Source organism: Escherichia fergusonii ATCC 35469, assembly GCF_000026225.1.
GTDB lineage: Bacteria > Pseudomonadota > Gammaproteobacteria > Enterobacterales > Enterobacteriaceae > Escherichia > Escherichia fergusonii.
The window spans coordinates 2,890,032-2,909,567 of record NC_011740.1 but is presented as its reverse complement, the minus strand read 5'-3'; the positions used below and the strand labels follow the sequence as shown (position 1 = coordinate 2,909,567).

At 51.6% G+C, this 19,536-nt stretch carries 19 protein-coding genes; 13 read left to right on the top strand and 6 right to left on the bottom strand.

The genetic code is table 11. The features are described 5' to 3' along the window. Nucleotides 1-125: 125 nt before the first annotated feature. The 4 genes from gcvT (at nucleotide 126) to EFER_RS14295 (ending at nucleotide 5,973) form a co-directional block, all read left to right on the top strand. Nucleotides 126-1,220, top strand: a complete 1,095-nt coding sequence (gene gcvT / locus EFER_RS14310; RefSeq protein WP_000068706.1) for a glycine cleavage system aminomethyltransferase GcvT — start codon at nucleotides 126-128, stop codon at nucleotides 1,218-1,220. A 22-nt stretch (nucleotides 1,221-1,242) separates the two neighbouring features. Next, nucleotides 1,243-1,632: a glycine cleavage system protein GcvH gene (gene gcvH / locus EFER_RS14305; RefSeq protein WP_001295377.1), complete on the top strand. Its 390-nt coding sequence runs from the start codon at nucleotides 1,243-1,245 to the stop codon at nucleotides 1,630-1,632. Between the two features lie 118 nt (nucleotides 1,633-1,750). Then, nucleotides 1,751-4,624: an aminomethyl-transferring glycine dehydrogenase gene (gene gcvP, locus EFER_RS14300; RefSeq protein WP_000194995.1), complete on the top strand. Its 2,874-nt coding sequence runs from the start codon at nucleotides 1,751-1,753 to the stop codon at nucleotides 4,622-4,624. A 455-nt stretch (nucleotides 4,625-5,079) separates the two neighbouring features. After that, a complete protein-coding gene (locus EFER_RS14295; protein ID WP_000819362.1) occupies nucleotides 5,080-5,973 on the top strand; it encodes a transporter in 894 nt (297 codons plus the stop codon). A gap of 47 nt (nucleotides 5,974-6,020) precedes the next feature. Here the strand turns inward: EFER_RS14295 and bglA are convergent, their stop codons facing one another. Then, nucleotides 6,021-7,454 (bottom strand): 6-phospho-beta-glucosidase BglA, encoded by a 1,434-nt coding sequence (bglA, locus tag EFER_RS14290; RefSeq protein WP_024256520.1) that lies wholly within the window; start codon nucleotides 7,452-7,454, stop codon nucleotides 6,021-6,023. A 44-nt stretch (nucleotides 7,455-7,498) separates the two neighbouring features. On the opposite strand from bglA, the gene yqfB reads away from it, so the two are divergent. Both yqfB and trhA read left to right on the top strand, forming a co-directional pair. Next, nucleotides 7,499-7,810 (top strand): N(4)-acetylcytidine aminohydrolase, encoded by a 312-nt coding sequence (gene yqfB / locus EFER_RS14285; protein WP_001182961.1) that lies wholly within the window; start codon nucleotides 7,499-7,501, stop codon nucleotides 7,808-7,810. 163 nt (nucleotides 7,811-7,973) lie between these two features. Further along, nucleotides 7,974-8,633, top strand: coding sequence for a PAQR family membrane homeostasis protein TrhA (gene trhA, locus EFER_RS14280; RefSeq protein ID WP_000250283.1), 660 nt, complete (start codon nucleotides 7,974-7,976; stop codon nucleotides 8,631-8,633). A gap of 76 nt (nucleotides 8,634-8,709) precedes the next feature. Here the strand turns inward: trhA and ygfZ are convergent, their stop codons facing one another. Further along, nucleotides 8,710-9,690, bottom strand: a complete 981-nt coding sequence (ygfZ, locus tag EFER_RS14275) for a tRNA-modifying protein YgfZ (RefSeq protein ID WP_000886105.1) — start codon at nucleotides 9,688-9,690, stop codon at nucleotides 8,710-8,712. A gap of 251 nt (nucleotides 9,691-9,941) precedes the next feature. On the opposite strand from ygfZ, the gene sdhE reads away from it, so the two are divergent. Then, nucleotides 9,942-10,208: an FAD assembly factor SdhE gene (gene sdhE, locus EFER_RS14270; RefSeq protein WP_000354046.1), complete on the top strand. Its 267-nt coding sequence runs from the start codon at nucleotides 9,942-9,944 to the stop codon at nucleotides 10,206-10,208. Further along, the gene (locus EFER_RS14265; RefSeq protein WP_000244784.1) at nucleotides 10,189-10,596 is read left to right on the top strand and encodes a protein YgfX; all 408 of its coding nucleotides are present in this window, start codon (nucleotides 10,189-10,191) and stop codon (nucleotides 10,594-10,596) included. Before sdhE ends, EFER_RS14265 begins: the two co-directional genes overlap by 20 nt. Before the next feature lie 39 nt (nucleotides 10,597-10,635). On the opposite strand, the gene fldB is transcribed toward EFER_RS14265, so the two are convergent. Beyond that, on the bottom strand, nucleotides 10,636-11,157 hold the full coding sequence (gene fldB, locus EFER_RS14260) for a flavodoxin FldB (protein WP_001055871.1): 522 nt from the start codon (nucleotides 11,155-11,157) through the stop codon (nucleotides 10,636-10,638). Between the two features lie 111 nt (nucleotides 11,158-11,268). Between fldB and xerD the strand changes: the two genes are divergently transcribed. The 5 genes from xerD (at nucleotide 11,269) to lysS (ending at nucleotide 17,355) form a co-directional block, all read left to right on the top strand. Next, entirely contained in the window at nucleotides 11,269-12,165 is an 897-nt protein-coding gene (gene xerD, locus EFER_RS14255; RefSeq protein WP_000806646.1) for a site-specific tyrosine recombinase XerD, read from the top strand. A gap of 24 nt (nucleotides 12,166-12,189) precedes the next feature. Beyond that, entirely contained in the window at nucleotides 12,190-12,900 is a 711-nt protein-coding gene (gene dsbC, locus EFER_RS14250; RefSeq protein WP_000715223.1) for a bifunctional protein-disulfide isomerase/oxidoreductase DsbC, read from the top strand. A 5-nt stretch (nucleotides 12,901-12,905) separates the two neighbouring features. After that, nucleotides 12,906-14,639, top strand: coding sequence for a single-stranded-DNA-specific exonuclease RecJ (gene recJ, locus EFER_RS14245; RefSeq protein WP_000813234.1), 1,734 nt, complete (start codon nucleotides 12,906-12,908; stop codon nucleotides 14,637-14,639). A 90-nt stretch (nucleotides 14,640-14,729) separates the two neighbouring features. Beyond that, nucleotides 14,730-15,828 (top strand): peptide chain release factor 2 gene (gene prfB / locus EFER_RS14240; RefSeq protein ID WP_001701073.1). Its coding sequence is split into 2 segments (ribosomal slippage): nucleotides 14,730-14,804 and nucleotides 14,806-15,828, totalling 1,098 coding nucleotides; the frame shifts between segments, so codons are not numbered across the junction. Nucleotides 15,829-15,837: 9 nt separating this feature from the next. Then, nucleotides 15,838-17,355, top strand: coding sequence for a lysine--tRNA ligase (lysS, locus tag EFER_RS14235; protein ID WP_000003061.1), 1,518 nt, complete (start codon nucleotides 15,838-15,840; stop codon nucleotides 17,353-17,355). A gap of 42 nt (nucleotides 17,356-17,397) precedes the next feature. Here the strand turns inward: lysS and idi are convergent, their stop codons facing one another. The 3 genes from idi to EFER_RS14220 form a co-directional block, all read right to left on the bottom strand. After that, complete coding sequence (gene idi, locus EFER_RS14230) at nucleotides 17,398-17,946, bottom strand: isopentenyl-diphosphate Delta-isomerase (RefSeq protein WP_000145450.1); 549 nt, start codon at nucleotides 17,944-17,946, stop codon at nucleotides 17,398-17,400. Nucleotides 17,947-18,033: 87 nt separating this feature from the next. Further along, nucleotides 18,034-18,597 carry a nucleotidyltransferase family protein gene (locus EFER_RS14225; protein ID WP_000109440.1) on the bottom strand — a complete coding sequence of 188 codons (564 nt, stop codon included), beginning with the start codon at nucleotides 18,595-18,597 and terminating at the stop codon, nucleotides 18,034-18,036. Beyond that, on the bottom strand, nucleotides 18,594-19,529 hold the full coding sequence (locus EFER_RS14220) for an XdhC family protein (RefSeq protein WP_000939651.1): 936 nt from the start codon (nucleotides 19,527-19,529) through the stop codon (nucleotides 18,594-18,596). The genes EFER_RS14225 and EFER_RS14220 overlap by 4 nt, the downstream gene beginning before the upstream one ends. Nucleotides 19,530-19,536: the final 7 nt, after the last annotated feature.

The following is a 19,536-nucleotide window of genomic DNA, read 5'->3' as shown; positions in this document are numbered from 1 at the left end:
CGGTGGTAAGTTCAGGGAAAAGAGAACGATTGCGTTGGAGACCGGGAGTGGCTCCGATGCTGGGTTTCGTGGTGATAATTTCACCATGAAAAAGTTGTCAGCCCCGCTTATTCAATGAGGACAAGATGGCACAACAGACTCCTTTGTACGAACAACACACGCTTTGCGGCGCTCGCATGGTGGATTTCCACGGCTGGATGATGCCGCTGCATTACGGTTCGCAAATCGACGAACATCATGCGGTACGTACCGATGCCGGAATGTTTGATGTGTCACATATGACCATCGTCGATCTTCGCGGCAGTCGCACCCGGGAGTTTCTGCGTTATCTGCTGGCGAACGATGTGGCGAAGCTCACCAAAAGCGGCAAAGCCCTTTACTCGGGGATGTTGAATGCCTCTGGCGGTGTGATAGATGATCTCATCGTTTACTACTTTACTGAAGATTTCTTCCGCCTCGTTGTTAACTCCGCCACCCGCGAAAAAGACCTCTCCTGGATTACCCAACACGCTGAACCCTTCGGTATCGAAATTACCGTTCGTGATGACCTTTCCATGATTGCCGTACAAGGGCCGAATGCGCAGGCAAAAGCTGCCACACTGTTTAATGATGCTCAGCGTCAGGCGGTGGAAGGGATGAAACCCTTCTTTGGCGTGCAGGCGGGCGATCTGTTTATTGCCACCACCGGTTATACCGGTGAAGCGGGCTATGAAATTGCGCTGCCCAATGAAAAAGCGGCGGATTTCTGGCGTGCGCTGGTGGAAGCGGGCGTTAAGCCCTGCGGTCTGGGCGCTCGTGACACGCTGCGTCTGGAAGCGGGTATGAATCTGTATAGCCAGGAGATGGACGAAACTATTTCTCCTTTAGCCGCCAACATGGGCTGGACCATCGCCTGGGAACCGGCTGATCGTGACTTTATCGGTCGTGAAGCTCTGGAAGCGCAGCGTGAACATGGCACAGAAAAACTGGTTGGTCTGGTGATGACCGAAAAAGGCGTGCTGCGTAATGAACTGCCGGTACGTTTTACCGATGCGCAGGGCAATCAGCATGAAGGCATTATCACCAGCGGTACTTTCTCCCCGACGTTGGGTTACAGCATTGCGCTGGCACGCGTACCGGAAGGTATTGGCGAAACGGCGATTGTGCAAATTCGCAACCGTGAAATGCCGGTAAAAGTGACGAAACCTGTTTTTGTGCGTAACGGCAAAGCCGTCGCGTGATTTACTTTTTGGAGATTAATTGATGAGCAACGTACCAGCAGAACTGAAATACAGCAAAGAACACGAATGGCTGCGTAAAGAAGCCGACGGCACTTACACTGTTGGCATCACTGAGCACGCTCAGGAGCTGTTAGGCGATATGGTGTTTGTTGACCTGCCGGAAGTGGGTGCAACGGTAAGCGCGGGCGATGACTGCGCGGTTGCCGAATCGGTAAAAGCGGCGTCAGACATTTATGCGCCAGTAAGCGGTGAAATCGTGGCGGTAAACGACGCACTGAGCGATTCCCCGGAACTGGTGAACAGCGAACCGTATGCAGGCGGCTGGATCTTTAAAATAAAAGCCAGCGATGAAAGCGAACTGGAATCACTGCTGGATGCGACCGCATACGAAGCATTGTTAGAAGACGAGTAACAGCTTTATTCCTCTTCTGCGGAAGAGGATCAGGGTGAGGAACATTTACGCCTCACCCTCACTCTCTTCGCAAGGAGAGAGGTTCACAATTCACTGCACGTTTCAGGAACCATCGCTCATGACACAGACGTTAAGCCAGCTTGAAAACAGCGGCGCTTTTATTGAACGCCATATCGGACCGGACGCCGCGCAACAGCAAGAAATGCTGAATGCCGTTGGCGCACAATCGTTAAACGCGCTGACCGGCCAGATTGTGCCGAAAGATATTCAGCTTGCGACACCACCGCAGGTTGGCGCACCGGCGACCGAATACGCCGCGCTGGCGGAACTCAAGGCTATTGCCAGTCGCAATAAACGCTTCACGTCTTACATCGGCATCGGTTACACCGCCGTGCAGCTACCGCCGGTTATTCTGCGTAACATGCTGGAAAATCCGGGCTGGTATACCGCGTATACTCCGTATCAACCTGAAGTCTCCCAGGGCCGCCTTGAAGCACTGCTCAACTTCCAGCAGGTAACGCTGGATTTAACCGGGCTGGATATGGCCTCTGCTTCTCTTCTGGACGAAGCCACCGCTGCCGCCGAAGCAATGGCGATGGCTAAACGCGTCAGCAAACTGAAAAATGCCAACCGCTTCTTCGTGGCTTCTGACGTTCATCCGCAAACGCTGGATGTGGTACGTACTCGTGCCGAAACCTTTGGTTTTGAAGTGATTGTCGATGACGCGCAAAAAGTGCTCGACCATCAGGACGTCTTCGGCGTGCTGTTACAGCAGGTCGGCACTACCGGTGAAATTCACGACTACACCGCGCTTATCAGCGAACTGAAATCACGCAAAATTGTGGTCAGCGTCGCCGCCGATATTATGGCGCTGGTGCTGTTAACTGCGCCGGGCAAACAGGGCGCGGATATTGTCTTTGGTTCGGCGCAACGCTTTGGCGTACCGATGGGCTACGGTGGCCCACATGCGGCATTCTTTGCAGCGAAAGATGAATACAAACGCTCAATGCCGGGCCGTATTATTGGCGTATCGAAAGATGCCGCGGGCAATACTGCGCTGCGCATGGCGATGCAGACTCGCGAGCAACATATTCGCCGTGAGAAAGCGAACTCCAACATTTGTACTTCCCAGGTACTGCTGGCAAACATCGCCAGCCTGTATGCCGTTTATCACGGTCCGGTTGGCCTGAAACGTATCGCTAACCGCATCCACCGTCTTACTGATATCCTGGCTGCAGGTCTGCAACAAAAAGGTCAGAAGCTGCGCCATGCGCACTATTTCGATACTTTGTGTGTGGAAGTGGCCGACAAAGCGGGCGTGCTGGCGCGTGCCGAAGCGGCTGAAATCAACCTACGTAGCGATATTCTGAATGCAGTGGGGATCACCCTTGATGAAACCACCACGCGCGAAAACGTGATGCAGCTTTTCAGCGTACTGCTGGGCGATAATCACGGACTGGACATCGACACGCTGGACAAAGACGTGGCTCACGACAGCCGTTCTATTCAGCCTGCAATGCTGCGCGATGACGAAATTCTCACCCATCCGGTGTTTAATCGCTACCACAGCGAAACCGAAATGATGCGCTATATGCACTCGCTGGAGCGTAAAGATCTGGCGCTGAATCAGGCGATGATCCCGCTGGGTTCCTGCACCATGAAACTGAACGCCGCCGCCGAGATGATCCCAATCACCTGGCCGGAATTTGCCGAACTGCACCCGTTCTGCCCGCCGGAACAGGCCGAAGGTTATCAGCAGATGATCGCCCAACTGGCTGACTGGCTGGTGAAACTGACCGGTTACGACGCCGTCTGTATGCAGCCGAACTCTGGCGCTCAGGGCGAATACGCGGGGCTGCTGGCGATTCGTCATTATCATGAAAGCCGCAACGAAGGACATCGCGATATCTGCCTGATCCCGGCTTCTGCGCACGGCACTAACCCGGCTTCCGCGCATATGGCAGGAATGCAGGTGGTGGTTGTGGCGTGTGATAAAAACGGCAACATCGATCTGACTGACCTGCGCGCGAAAGCGGAGCAGGCGGGCGATAATCTCTCCTGCATTATGGTGACCTATCCTTCCACCCACGGCGTGTACGAAGAAACGATCCGTGAAGTGTGTGAAATCGTGCATCAGTTCGGCGGTCAGGTTTACCTTGATGGCGCGAACATGAACGCCCAGGTTGGCATCACTTCGCCGGGCTTTATTGGCGCGGACGTTTCGCACCTTAACCTGCATAAAACTTTCTGCATTCCGCACGGCGGTGGTGGTCCGGGTATGGGACCGATCGGCGTGAAAGCGCATCTGGCACCGTTTGTTCCGGGTCATAGTGTGGTACAAATCGAAGGCATGTTAACCCGTCAGGGCGCGGTTTCTGCGGCACCGTTCGGTAGCGCTTCTATTCTGCCAATTAGCTGGATGTACATCCGCATGATGGGCGCAGAAGGGCTGAAAAAAGCAAGCCAGGTGGCAATCCTCAACGCCAACTATATTGCCAGCCGCCTGCAGGATGCCTTCCCGGTGCTGTATACCGGTCGCGACGGTCGCGTGGCGCACGAATGTATTCTTGATATTCGTCCGTTGAAAGAAGAAACCGGCATCAGCGAGCTGGATATTGCCAAGCGCCTGATCGACTACGGTTTCCACGCGCCGACTATGTCGTTCCCGGTGGCGGGCACGCTGATGGTTGAACCGACTGAATCTGAAAGCAAAGTGGAACTGGATCGCTTTATCGACGCGATGCTGGCTATCCGTGCGGAAATTGACCAGGTGAAAGCCGGTGTCTGGCCGCTGGAAGATAACCCGCTGGTGAACGCGCCGCACATTCAGAACGAACTGGTCGCCGAGTGGGCGCATCCGTACAGCCGTGAAGTTGCAGTATTCCCGGCAGGCGTGGCAGACAAATACTGGCCGACGGTGAAACGTCTGGATGATGTTTACGGCGACCGTAACCTGTTCTGCTCCTGCGTACCGATTAGCGAATACCAGTAATTTGCTGATTCGACTATCTTCTAAAGGCGCTTCGGCGCCTTTTCAGCTTGTTAATAAAGAGTGCTTTGTTTATGTCGGATGCCGCGTGAGTGCTTTTTTCAAGAAGCGAAGTCTTACTAATTCAATATATTGCAGTAAATTGTTGGCTCCTCTCAGGCAACCAGGTGTTTGTATCAGTGTATTAGCCAGAATTAAATCACCCGTTTTTTAGGGTCTAATGATTCATTGTGCATGATTTTTACTTTGCTGTTATTTAATAAAAATAACACAGCATATTTACATGTAATTACAAATAGTTTCTCTCCGGAATCGTTATTTACCTCTCAATATAATTACAAAACTTTCCGTATATTAAATCCATTAAGTTATTTATTTAAATTATAAATTAAAAATAAATATAAATAACGCAAATGTTTCTTAACTTAGCGCTTTGTTTTTCATACCTGGAGGGAATGATGAAACGATTTATATTTCTGCCATTAATAACATGCTTTCTATCAATGAATGCAATGGCAGCTGACGGAGAAAATAAGCCCAGTAATCTATTAGGTGCACCAGTTAATACCGCTATTTCTGGTGGTTCAGTATTGCCGGAAGGAATGTTATTAACCGCCGTGAATAGCTCATTTCGCGATAAAGATCATCAAATCGAGGGGCACGGAAGTTCGGATGTTTACTCCCAGATATGGTTATTGAAGATTCGTTACGGTTTGACCGACAGACTGGAATTATCAACTGTGGGTTCTTATATCAATAACAAACGAGACAATCTGTCTCCTGAGCATATAGAGGGAATGGGCGATCAATCGGTGGGGGCCACTTATGCTTTAATGAGCCAGCGAAGAGGTGATCCGTTTTGGGTTACGGTAGGTGGGGCATTATTACTACCCACCGGGCAAGGTGGAGATAATCATTTGCCTGGGAACAGCGCCTGGGGAGGAAGAGTATCACTCTCTTTAACAAAATCATTCACTCCTAACTTTAAAGGGGATATGGATTTTGTCTATCAGGGACCATTTGAGCGCGGTAACCAGGATGTGAAACGAGGTAACGAATTCCAGTGGAATACCCAGGTACGGTATATGTTTAGCGATTTACCGCTGGATATTGGTCTGGAAAGTGCCTACAGCAATAATGCCTCTGGAACGAAAAAACTGCCTAATGGCAGCGTAATTAATACCCATTCTGGAACTACCGAATGGGTTGTTGGTCCGTCATTTAATATTGCCGTCGATTCACTGAAATTATGGTTTGGTGCCGGAGCCTTCTTCCCGGTAATGCAGGAAGCGAAGTCGCCAACCAAAATGGAAGATGTACGCTGGGAATTTAAAATAGGTAAGACCTGGTAAGACTCGTCCAAAATGTTACCCGCCAACTGGCGGGTAACATGCAGGAGTTAAAGCTTCTCGCCGTTGCTGGCAATCACCTCTTTGTACCAGTCAAAGCTCTTCTTACGTGAACGCGACATATCGCCAGTACCGTCGTCATGTTTATTCACATAGATAAAGCCGTAGCGTTTGCTGTACTGCCCGGTGGTGAACGACACGCAGTCGATGCAGCCCCACGGTGTGTAGCCCATCAGATCCACGCCATCGTAAGTCACCGCTTTTTTCATTTCTTCGATATGGGCGCGCAGGTAATCAATGCGGTAGTCGTCGTTGATGCTGCCGTCTTCTTCCACTTTGTCGTAAGCGCCAAAACCGTTTTCGACAATAAACAGCGGCTTCTGATAACGCTCATACAGTTCGCATAGTGCATAGCGCAGACCCACCGGATCAATCTGCCAGCCCCAGTCAGATGCTTTAACATACGGGTTTGGTACGCTGCCTTCAAAACCAGAGATCGCATCGCCGGTGCCGCCTTCGGCCTTCACTGCGTTGGTCATGTAATAGCTGAAACCAAGATAATCGCAGGTGCCTTCACGCAGTACATCGAGATCGCCGTCTTCCATTTTGATGTTAAATCCGCGACGCTCCCACTCGTTCAACACATAGGCAGGGTAATAGCCACGCAACTGCACATCGGTAAAGACGTAGCGTTCGCGCATCGACTCCTGAGCGAACATCACATCGTCCGGGTTACAGGAGTATGGATAGAGCGGCACCATCGCCAGCATACAGCCGACTTTCATCTCCGGGTTAATGCGACGCGCGGCTTTCACTGCCAGGGCGCTGGCGACAAACTGGTGATGCAGCACCTGATACATCGTCTCTTCCGGGTTTTCATGTTCGGTATACACCACGCCAGAGCAGCAGTAACCGAACAGAGGTGCACGCCAGTTACGCTGGTTGTTAATTTCGTTGAAGGTCATCCAATATTTGACTTTATGCTTATAGCGTTCAAATACCACTTCCGCGAAACGTACAAAGAAATCAACCACTTTACGGTTAGTCCAGCTACCGTATTGCTGCACCAGATGCAGCGGCATTTCAAAGTGGGAGAGGGTGATCACCGGTTCGATGTTGTATTTCAGCAGTTCATCGAACATATCATCGTAGAACTTCAGCCCTTCTTCGTTTGGCTGAGTTTCATCACCTTTTGGGAAAATGCGCGTCCAGGCGATGGAAGTGCGAAAACATTTGAAGCCCATTTCGGCAAATAGCTTGATGTCTTCTTTGTAGTGACCATAAAAATCAACGGCTTCATGGTTTGGATAGTATTTTCCTGGCAAGACTTCTTTGGTGATTTCGCGCGGCACGCCGTGTGCGCCACCGGTCAGAACGTCACAAATGCTCGGCCCTTTGCCGCCTTTGTTCCAGCCGCCTTCGACCTGATGAGCGGCAACTGCGCCGCCCCATAAGAAATCTTTCGGTAAGGTGAGTTTTTTCACTATCATAGGCTCCAGATGAGTCAATTCTTACAGGAAATAGTACCATGCAGCCAAACGACATCACTTTTTTTCAACGTTTCCAGGATGACATTCTGGCTGGGCGTAAAACCATCACCATCCGCGACGAGTCTGAATCGCACTTCAAAACGGGTGATGTGCTTCGTGTCGGGCGTTTTGAAGATGACGGTTATTTTTGCACGATTGAAGTCACTGCAACATCAACCGTAACGCTGGATACCTTGACGGAAAAACATGCACAACAGGAAAATATGACCCTGCCTGAACTGAAAAAGGTCATTGCCGACATCTATCCTGGGCAGACACAGTTTTATGTAATTGAATTTAAATGCCTTTAAATTGAACTCACGCCTGTTAGTTGAAATTTCGCATTTAATTTCATGATTTTTCGGAGATTAGTCTCAAATCAGAATTTATTTTAGCTAACAGGTGTTCACTGGAACTATTCTCAGTTACGCTGGAGAAGTGTTCACGTGCGTGTACGTTTCTCCGGAGTAAGTTATGGTTCAGAAGCCCCTCATTAAGCAGGGATATTCGCTGGCAGAGGAAATTGCCAACAGCGTCAGTCACGGCATTGGGCTGGTGTTTGGTATCGTTGGGCTGGTGTTGTTACTGGTTCAGGCGGTGGATCTCAATGCCAGCGCCACAGCGATAACCAGTTACAGTCTCTATGGCGGCAGTATGATCCTGCTGTTTCTTGCTTCGACGCTTTATCACGCCGTTCCCCATCAACGGGCAAAAATGTGGCTGAAGAAATTTGACCACTGTGCCATTTATCTATTGATTGCCGGAACCTACACGCCGTTTTTGCTGGTGGGGCTGGATTCTCCGTTAGCGCGCGGGTTGATGATTGTTATCTGGAGCCTGGCGCTGTTGGGGATTCTGTTCAAGCTGACCATTGCGCACCGATTCAAAATTTTATCTCTGGTGACTTATCTGGCGATGGGCTGGCTGTCGCTGGTGGTGATTTATGAAATGGCCGTTAAGCTCGCGGCGGGCAGCGTTACCTTACTGGCAGTAGGCGGCGTGGTTTACTCGCTCGGGGTGATTTTCTACGTCTGCAAACGCATTCCCTACAACCATGCCATCTGGCACGGCTTTGTGCTCGGTGGCAGTGTGTGTCACTTTCTGGCGATCTATTTGTATATTGGGCAGGCGTAATTGGTGCGCCTTTGTAGGCCTGAAAAGACGCGTCAGCGTCGCATCAGGCGATAAATGCCTGATGCGATACAGAGATTTACTCTTCCAGCGAATACGGCAGCGGCTCGATATGCAATGTATTCATATCGTCGCGTACGCGGAAGATGCTGTCCGGTTCCATATCGTTATTCATGACGACCTGTACCACGACCTGACCATCTTCCAGTTTTACCGCAGCCAGCACCGTACCGGTACGACGCCAGTTCTCGCCCATTTTCAGCTCTAAATCTTCACCCGCTTCCGGCAGTCGGCTGGCGCTACCTGCCAGCAGCCAGAGGGCACGTTTGTTGGCACCGCGGAATTTAGCCCGTGCCACCATCTCTTGTCCGGTATAGCAGCCTTTTTTAAAGCTGATGCCGCCTAACGCCTGGAGGTTGGTCGCCTGTGGGATAAACTGCCCGCTGTTGGCGGCATCAATCACCGGAAAACCCGCTTCAATGTTTAATGCCAGCCACTGTTGGCTATTGTTCAGTTCCGCTTCACCGCGCAGTTTATCGGTCAGCGTATTGGCGGTAGCTTCATCGGTTACGATCAGGAAACGTTCTGCTGGGTGTTCAAACCATAGCAGGGTAGTCGCACCTTCTCTGATAACCTGCTTTTCCTTCGAAGGTAATTCACTAAAGAGGTTTGCCAGCGCAGCGCGTGCCTGAAAACCGGCAACACCAAGCAGCACACGTTCATCGTCTGGCGCGATGGTCACTTTAGAGAACACCGCATATTTTTTCAGTTCAGTCAGTTGCGACTCGCGCACGCTGCGCCGTTCAATCCACGCAAAGCCGTCGCCGTCGCGGAACAGACGTAAATTGCTCCACATTTTACCTTTGGCGTCGCAATGGGCGGCGAGCAGGTGCTGATCTTCTGTCATCTGGCTGACATCTGCTGTCACCTGACCCTGCATATATTTTTCGCTGTCCGTGCCAGTAATGGTGGCAAGCGCCCAGTCATCAAGCGTCATCAGCGTCAGCGGTAAACGGGCAGAAGCCGTAGGCTGACGGGGAGGAAAAGGTGTAAAAGCCATAATGGAGTCCTGTTTTACAAACGGCGTATTTATGACTAATGGTAAAAGAGCTATGAGGCAATGCAAGTGCTTTCACTACGCGATCTGTGCCTTCTGATATGCTTTGCGAGGCGACTTCCAAAAAAATGAAGCCCTTGAAATATTGTGGGTTAATTTCGCGATCGCGATTGTGTTTACTGATATTCCCGCAAAAGAAGTCGAAAAACACGTTACAATAGCCTGGTACTGGATTTTCGTGAGACAGGAAGAAGATGGACATTAATAACAAAGCCCGCATTCACTGGGCATGCCGCCGTGGTATGCGCGAACTCGATATTTCAATCATGCCGTTTTTCGAACATGAGTACGACAGCTTAAGCGATGACGAAAAACGCATCTTTATTCGTCTGCTGGAATGTGACGATCCCGATCTGTTCAACTGGCTGATGAATCACGGTAAACCGGCCGATGCAGAACTGGAAATGATGGTCCGACTCATCCAGACACGGAATCGGGAACGTGGTCCTGTGGCAATCTGATTTACGCGTCTCCTGGCGCGCGCAGTGGCTTTCCTTGCTGATTCATGGGCTGGTTGCCGCTGTTATTTTACTCATGCCCTGGCCGTTAAGTTACACTCCGTTATGGATGGTGTTACTTTCGCTGGTGGTGTTTGATTGCGTTCGCAGCCAGCGACGCATTAATTCCCGCCAGGGGGAAATTCGCCTGTTGATGGACGGGCGTTTGCGTTGGCAAGGGCAGGAGTGGTGCATCGTCAAAGCGCCGTGGATGATTAAAAGCGGCATGATGTTGCGTTTACGTTCTGATAGCGGTAAACGTCAGCACTTGTGGCTGGCAGCCGACAGCATGGACGAAGCCGAATGGCGGGATTTACGGCGGATTTTGTTGCAACAAGAGACGCAAAGATAAAGATGACGGCAAAGGCTGTGTGCTAAGCCGTCAGTGACATCAGGCGTAATGCTCTGCCATTTCGTTGAGGATTTGCTCGCACCAGCTCTGAATACGCTCGTCGCTAAGGTCATACTGGTTAGTTTCGTCCAGCGCCAGACCCACGAACAGTTGCCCGTCAGCAATCACCGGTTTCGGGCTGGTAAATTCATATCCTTCCGTTGGCCAGTAGCCGACGAACTTCACGCCTTTGGCCGAGAGTTTGTCATGCAGCATACCGAGCGCATCGAGGAACCACTCGCCATACCCCAGTTGATCGCCAAGCCCATACAGCGCAACAATTTTACCTTCGAGGTTCAGGTCGTCGAGCTGATCCCAGACGGCTTCCCAGTCTTCCTGGATTTCGCCAAAATCCCAGGTCGGGATACCCAGAATGAGCACATCGTACTGCTCCATTAATTTCGGGGAGTCGTCCTTGAGGTTATGTAAGGTCACCAGTTCTGGGCCGATAATATCGCGGATTTTTTCCGCCGCCATTTCGGTGTAACAGGTGCTGGAACCGTAAAAAAGACCCATATTCATAACGTAAGCTTCTCGATTCTGCTGTGGCTTTTGCGGCTAGTGTATCAGAATCGCTTTAGTCACGGCACAATAAGGCATAATGGATCAAATGAGTGACCATAAGGGGCGCAAGTGAAACAGGATCTGGCACGCATCGAGCAGTTTCTTGATGCTCTGTGGCTGGAAAAAAATCTGGCTGAAAATACGTTGAACGCATACCGTCGCGATCTGTCAATGATGGTGGAGTGGTTGCATCACCGCGGGTTGACGCTGGCGACTGCGCAAAGTGACGATTTGCAGGCATTACTGGCAGAACGGCTGGAGGGGGGGTATAAAGCCACCAGCTCAGCGCGTTTGCTGAGTGCAGTGCGTCGATTGTTCCAGTATCTTTATCGCAAAAAATTTCGTGAAGATGATCCCAGTGCGCATCTCGCTTCACCGAAATTGCCCCAGCGTTTGCCAAAAGATTTAAGCGAAGCGCAGGTCGAACGATTATTACAGGCACCATTAATTGATCAGCCACTGGAGCTACGCGATAAAGCCATGCTTGAAGTGTTGTATGCTACCGGGCTGCGTGTCTCTGAACTGGTCGGGCTGACAATGAGTGATATCAGCCTGCGTCAGGGCGTAGTGCGGGTCATTGGTAAAGGCAACAAAGAGCGCCTGGTGCCGTTAGGTGAAGAGGCGGTTTACTGGCTGGAAACCTATCTGGAACACGGGCGACCGTGGTTGCTAAACGGTGTGTCAATTGATGTGTTGTTTCCCAGCCAGCGTGCGCAGCAGATGACGCGACAGACCTTCTGGCACCGCATTAAACATTATGCTGTGCTGGCGGGGATCGACAGCGAAAAGTTGTCACCGCATGTGTTGCGTCACGCCTTTGCCACTCATTTATTAAATCATGGTGCGGATTTACGCGTGGTTCAGATGCTACTGGGCCACAGCGATCTCTCCACCACGCAAATTTATACGCATGTCGCTACCGAGCGTCTGCGGCAACTTCATCAACAGCATCACCCGCGGGCGTGATGTCTGAAAAGAACGGGAAGATTTATGAAGAAAGGTTTTATGTTATTTACGTTGTTGGCGGCGTTTTCTGGTTTTGCTCAGGCTGATGACGCGGCAATTCAACAAACGTTAGCCAAAATGGGCATCAAAAGCAGTGATATTCAGCCTGCGCCCGTGGCTGGTATGAAGACAGTTCTGACTAACAGCGGTGTGTTGTACATCACCGATGACGGTAAACATATCATTCAGGGACCAATGTATGACGTTAGCGGAACGACTCCGGTCAATGTCACTAATAAGATGTTGTTAAAGCAGCTGAACGCGCTTGAAAACGAGATGATCGTTTATAAAGCGCCGCAGGAAAAACACGTCATTACCGTGTTTACTGATATTACCTGTGGTTACTGCCACAAACTGCATGAGCAAATGGCAGACTACAACGCGCTGGGGATCACCGTGCGTTATCTTGCTTTCCCTCGCCAGGGGCTGGAGAGCCAGGCTGAGCAACAAATGAAAGCCATCTGGTGTGCGAAAGATAAAAAGAAAGCGTTTGATGATGTGATGGCGGGTAAAGCTGCCACTCCGGCAAGTTGCGATATCGATATTGCCGATCATTACGCACTTGGCGTCCAGCTTGGCGTTAGTGGCACTCCGGCAATTGTGCTGAGCAATGGCACACTTGTTCCGGGTTACCAGCCGCCGAAAGAGATGAAAGAATTCCTCGACGAACACCAAAAAATGACCAGCGGTAAATAATTCGCGTGAAACAACAGATACAACTTCGTCGCCGTGAAGTCGATGAAACGGCAGACTTGCCCGCTGAATTGCCTCCCTTGCTGCGCCGTTTATATGCCAGCCGGGGAGTACGCAGTGCGCAAGAACTGGAACGTAGTGTAAAAGGTATGCTGCCCTGGCAGCAACTGAGCGGCGTCGAAAAGGCCGTTGAGATCCTTTACAACGCTTTTCGCGAAGGAACGCGGATTATGGTGGTCGGTGACTTCGACGCCGACGGTGCCACCAGCACGGCTCTAAGCGTGCTGGCGATGCGCTCGCTTGGTTGCAGCAATATCGACTATCTGGTACCAAACCGTTTCGAAGACGGTTACGGCTTAAGCCCGGAAGTGGTCGATCAGGCCCATGCCCGTGGCGCGCAGTTAATTGTCACGGTGGATAACGGCATTTCCTCCCATGCGGGGGTTGAACATGCTCGATCGTTGGGCATTCCGGTTATTGTTACCGATCACCATTTGCCGGGCGAAACATTACCCGCGGCGGAAGCGATCATTAACCCTAACTTGCGCGACTGCAATTTCCCGTCGAAATCACTGGCAGGCGTGGGTGTGGCGTTTTATTTAATGCTGGCGCTGCGCACCTTTTTGCGTGATCAGGGCTGGTTTGATGAGCGCGGCATCGCAATTCCTAACCTGGCAGAACTGCTGGATCTGGTCGCGTTGGGGACAGTGGCGGACGTCGTGCCGCTGGATGCTAATAATCGCATTCTGACCTGGCAGGGGATGAGTCGCATCCGTGCCGGAAAGTGCCGTCCAGGGATTAAAGCGCTGCTGGAAGTGGCCAACCGCGATGCACAAAAACTCGCCGCCAGCGATTTAGGTTTTGCGCTGGGGCCACGTCTCAATGCAGCCGGGAGACTGGATGATATGTCCGTTGGTGTGGCGCTGTTGCTGTGCGACAACATCGGCGAAGCGCGCGTACTGGCAAATGAACTCGATGCGCTAAACCAGACGCGAAAAGAGATCGAACAGGGAATGCAGGTTGAAGCTCTGACCCTGTGCGAGAAACTGGAGCGCAGCCGCGACACGCTACCCGGCGGGCTGGCGATGTATCACCCGGAATGGCATCAGGGCGTGGTTGGTATTCTGGCTTCGCGTATTAAAGAGCGTTTTCACCGTCCGGTTATCGCTTTTGCGCCTGCGGGTGACGGTACGCTGAAAGGTTCCGGTCGCTCCATTCAGGGGCTGCATATGCGTGATGCGCTGGAGCGATTAGACACACTCTACCCCGGCATGATGCTGAAGTTTGGCGGTCATGCGATGGCGGCAGGCCTGTCGCTGGAAGAGGATAAATTCGAACTCTTTCAGCAACGGTTTGGCGAACTGGTTACTGAGTGGCTGGACCCTTCACTATTGCAAGGCGAAGTGGTGTCAGACGGTCCGCTAAGCCCAGCCGAAATGACCATGGAAGTGGCGCAACTGCTGCGCGATGCTGGCCCGTGGGGGCAGATGTTCCCGGAGCCGCTGTTTGACGGTCATTTCCGTCTGCTGCAACAGCGGCTGGTGGGCGAGCGTCATTTGAAAGTCATGGTCGAACCGGTCGGCGGCGGTCCGCTGCTGGACGGTATTGCTTTTAATGTCGATACCGCCCTCTGGCCGGATAACGGCGTGCGCGAAGTGCAACTGGCTTACAAGCTGGATATCAACGAGTTTCGCGGCAACCGCAGCCTGCAAATTATCATCGACAATATCTGGCCAATTTAGCGTCATATTATCTATAAAAAAGAGCGTGGATTGGGTACAATCCCGCTCTTATCACCGCATTTTGACTAGCTCAATAAAAGAAATCAGACCATGTTTGAAATTAATCCGGTAAATAATCGCATTCAGGACCTCACGGAACGCTCCGACGTTCTTAGGGGGTATCTTTGACTACGACGCCAAGAAAGAGCGTCTGGAAGAAGTAAACGCCGAGCTGGAACAGCCGGATGTCTGGAACGAACCCGAACGCGCACAGGCGCTGGGTAAAGAGCGTTCCTCCCTCGAAGCCGTTGTCGACACCCTCGACCAAATGAAACAGGGGCTGGAAGATGTTTCAGGTCTGCTGGAGCTGGCTGTAGAAGCTGACGACGAAGAAACCTTTAACGAAGCCGTTGCTGAACTCGACGCCCTGGAAGAAAAACTGGCGCAGCTTGAGTTCCGTCGTATGTTCTCTGGCGAATATGATAGCGCCGACTGCTACCTCGATATTCAGGCAGGTTCTGGCGGTACGGAAGCACAGGACTGGGCGAGCATGCTTGAGCGTATGTATCTGCGCTGGGCTGAATCGCGTGGTTTCAAAACTGAAATCATCGAAGAGTCGGAAGGTGAAGTGGCGGGTATTAAATCCGTGACTATCAAAATCTCCGGCGATTACGCTTACGGCTGGCTGCGTACAGAAACCGGCGTTCACCGCCTGGTGCGTAAGAGCCCGTTTGACTCCGGCGGTCGTCGCCACACGTCGTTCAGCTCCGCGTTTGTTTACCCGGAAGTTGATGATGATATCGATATCGAAATCAATCCGGCGGATCTGCGCATCGACGTTTATCGCGCATCCGGCGCGGGTGGTCAGCACGTTAACCGTACCGAATCTGCGGTGCGTATTACTCACATCCCAACCGGGATTGTGACCCAATGCCAGAACGACCGTTCCCAGCACAAAAACAAAGACCAGGCCATGAAGCAGATGAAAGCGAAGCTTTATGAACTGGAGATGCAGAAGAAAAATGCCGAGAAACAGGCGATGGAAGATAACAAATCTGACATCGGCTGGGGCAGCCAGATTCGTTCTTATGTCCTTGATGACTCCCGCATTAAAGATCTGCGCACCGGGGTTGAAACCCGCAACACGCAGGCAGTGCTGGACGGCAGCCTGGATCAATTTATCGAAGCAAGTTTGAAAGCAGGGTTATGAGGAACCAACATGTCTGAACAACACGCACAGGGCGCTGACGCGGTAGTCGATCTTAATAATGAGCTGAAAACGCGTCGTGAGAAGCTGGCGAACCTGCGTGAGCAGGGGATTGCCTTCCCGAACGATTTCCGTCGCGATCATACCTCTGACCAATTGCACGCAGAATTCGACGGCAAAGAAAACGAAGAACTGGAAGCACTGAACATCGAAGTTGCCGTTGCTGGCCGCATGATGACCCGTCGTATTATGGGTAAAGCCTCCTTCGTTACTCTGCAGGATGTCGGTGGTCGCATTCAGCTGTATGTGGCTCGTGACGATCTGCCGGAAGGTGTTTATAACGATCAATTCAAAAAATGGGATCTCGGCGATATCCTCGGCGCGAAAGGTAAACTGTTCAAAACCAAAACTGGCGAACTGTCGATCCATTGCACCGAGCTGCGTCTGCTGACCAAAGCACTGCGTCCGCTGCCGGACAAATTCCACGGTTTGCAGGATCAGGAAGCGCGTTATCGTCAGCGTTATCTGGATCTCATCTCTAACGATGAATCCCGCAACACCTTTAAAGTGCGTTCGCAGATCCTCTCTGGCATTCGCCAGTTCATGGTGAATCGTGGCTTTATGGAAGTTGAAACGCCGATGATGCAGGTGATCCCTGGCGGTGCCGCTGCGCGTCCGTTTATCACCCACCATAACGCGCTGGATCTCGACATGTACCTGCGTATCGCGCCGGAACTGTACCTCAAGCGTCTGGTGGTTGGTGGCTTCGAGCGTGTATTCGAAATCAACCGTAACTTCCGTAACGAAGGTATCTCCGTACGTCATAACCCAGAGTTCACCATGATGGAACTCTACATGGCTTACGCGGATTACAAAGATCTGATCGAGCTGACCGAATCGCTGTTCCGTACTCTGGCACAGGATATTCTCGGTAAGACCGAAGTGACCTACGGCGACGTGACGCTGGACTTCGGTAAACCGTTCGAAAAACTGACCATGCGTGAAGCGATCAAGAAATATCGCCCGGAAACCGACATGGCGGATCTGGACAACTTCGACTCTGCGAAAGCGATTGCTGAATCTATCGGCATCCACGTTGAGAAGAGCTGGGGTCTGGGCCGTATCGTTACCGAGATCTTCGAAGAAGTGGCAGAAGCACATCTGATTCAGCCGACCTTCATTACTGAATATCCGGCAGAAGTTTCTCCGCTGGCGCGTCGTAATGACGTTAACCCGGAAATCACTGACCGCTTTGAGTTCTTCATTGGTGGTCGTGAAATCGGTAACGGCTTTAGCGAGCTGAATGACGCGGAAGATCAGGCGCAGCGCTTCCTGGATCAGGTTGCCGCGAAAGATGCAGGTGACGACGAAGCGATGTTCTACGACGAAGATTACGTCACCGCACTGGAACACGGCTTACCGCCGACAGCAGGTCTGGGAATTGGTATCGACCGTATGGTAATGCTGTTCACCAACAGCCATACCATCCGTGACGTTATTCTGTTCCCTGCGATGCGTCCGGTGAAATAAGCATTACATTATGCTCACAACCCCGGCAAATGTCGGGGTTTTTTAATTGTGCTGCGCGAAAGCAGACAACAATTTTCTTGCTTCACTATTGGCTGCCTGCATCACCATCCACGGACTGAACGCCCACGGTGTGGCATCAATACCGCGTAAAACCGCTGCTAAATCACACCATTGATAATCCATCACTTCATCATCGTTGATCTGTAACGCACTGGTCGTGCGTGCGGCAAATACCGGACATACTTCATTTTCTACAATGCCATTCGGATCGGTGGCGCGATAGCAGAAGTCAGGATAGATAGATTCAGGAGGCGTAATTTCCACGCCAAGCTCATAACGGCAACGGCGGATCACCGCGTCTTCGTTGCTTTCTCCCAGTTGTGGGTGCCCACAAACCGAGTTAGTCCACACGCCAGGCCATGCTTTTTTGCTCAGTGCGCGGCGGGTAACCAGTAACTGACCTTCGTTGTTAAATAGCCAACTTGAAAAAGCGAGATGTAAAGGTGTCTCAGAAGTGTGAGCGGCATATTTTTCCCGCGTTGCGAAAGGCTTGCCTTGCGCATCCACTAAAATGACATGTTCCCCGGTCATGAAAACTCCTGATGTGAAAAATATAGCCGACAAACTGCGCAGGTCTTGTGCTTAGTACAACAGTAGCCTGAAATTGAACAAATGGTATTAGTCATCAACACTGTATGTTGGCGAAAAATGTCTGGCAAGGTGCAAATCAGCCAGGGTATCAATATCTTGTACAATGCCACGGTCAGTAACTGGACAATCCAACACCAAACCTTTTTTACGCGCGGCGCGGACAATTTCACGACCTCCACAGTCGCCCGTCAGTTGGCTCAGTGGCGTAAAATATTCACCAGCAAATCCGACCGGATGCCCGGCTTGTTGCTGCCAGAAAGGCACCACGATCGGTTTATTCTCCAGTTCCTGGGCTACCTGTCGCAGTGTAGCAGAACGGATAAGGGGTAAATCAGCGGGCAGAATTAACCATCCCCCGGCGTTAGCCGTGGCTTTCACACCCAATGCAATAGATTCGCCTATACCCGCAGTACCGCCAGCTGGCCGTACAACATAGCAGCCCAGCCCGGAAGCTTTTACTGTCGTCAGCACATGCCCGAGCACGGTCTGATGATGAAGGAGAGTATCGAGTTTGTGTGTCTTTGCGCCGGAAGCGATAAACCGTCTTCCAGCCCCCGCAGCCAGGACAATGACTACCAGAGCAACGCTCATACTTCGTTCCCCTGCTGGTGGCGTACAGCCGCCACGTCTGCCAGCACTGAAAGCGCCAGTGAATATGCATCACGGGCTTTTGGGAAGATACCAATTGGTGCTTTTATCCGTGCAATTTCCTTTTCACTCCAGCCCTTGTTTTGCAAACGTTGGACACGTTTAAGATGTGTACGTTGACTGCCCATGGCGCCAATATAGAAAGGCTTTGCGGCCAGTGCTACCTCCAGCACTGGCTGTTCAATATCCAGGTCGTGCAATAACAAAATCACCGCAGTATCGGTATCGACTAACGTTGCCAACTGGGGAGTAAAAGTATCACTGGTTTGTACATCATATCCCGCCGTCTTCGCGATACTGGCGGTAGCCTGTGCTTCAACCGAATGACCGAAAATGACGACCCGCGTAGCGGGGCGATAACCTATTGCGATGAAATCTTCCTGCCTGGAGCTTTGTGGTGCGTGGGCAAGAAACTGCAACGATTGATCTGCAGACGAGTAGCGCAGCCCGGCTGGTTGACGTTGAGTTAATTGATTAAGTACTGCCAGCAAAGGTGTTACTGATTTAAGGCAGTGAACTGCCAGGGTAATACCGCCGCCGCAAGGCAGTACGATATCGAACCAGGGAGAACCTACTCCGTAAATAACCTTGCGGTCAACACCACAGGCGAGCGCTTCCAGTGCTTCATAAGCGGCAGCCGCTTCCACGCAGCCGCCGGAGACAAAGCCGCAGTACGCGCCATCTTCACGTACCGCCATCTGCGCGCCGGGGCGCCTTGCTGCCCCGCCACGAACTTCCACAAGCGTAACCAGTGCTGCAGCCATACCCGCCGTTAACGCCTCGGCAGCAAAACGTAAAACCCTCTGACGGTCATCGGTTAGCAGTGCCTGCTTTGGCGTGGCTAAAATGTGATTGTGAGTGACCTTTTGCAACATGGTTTAA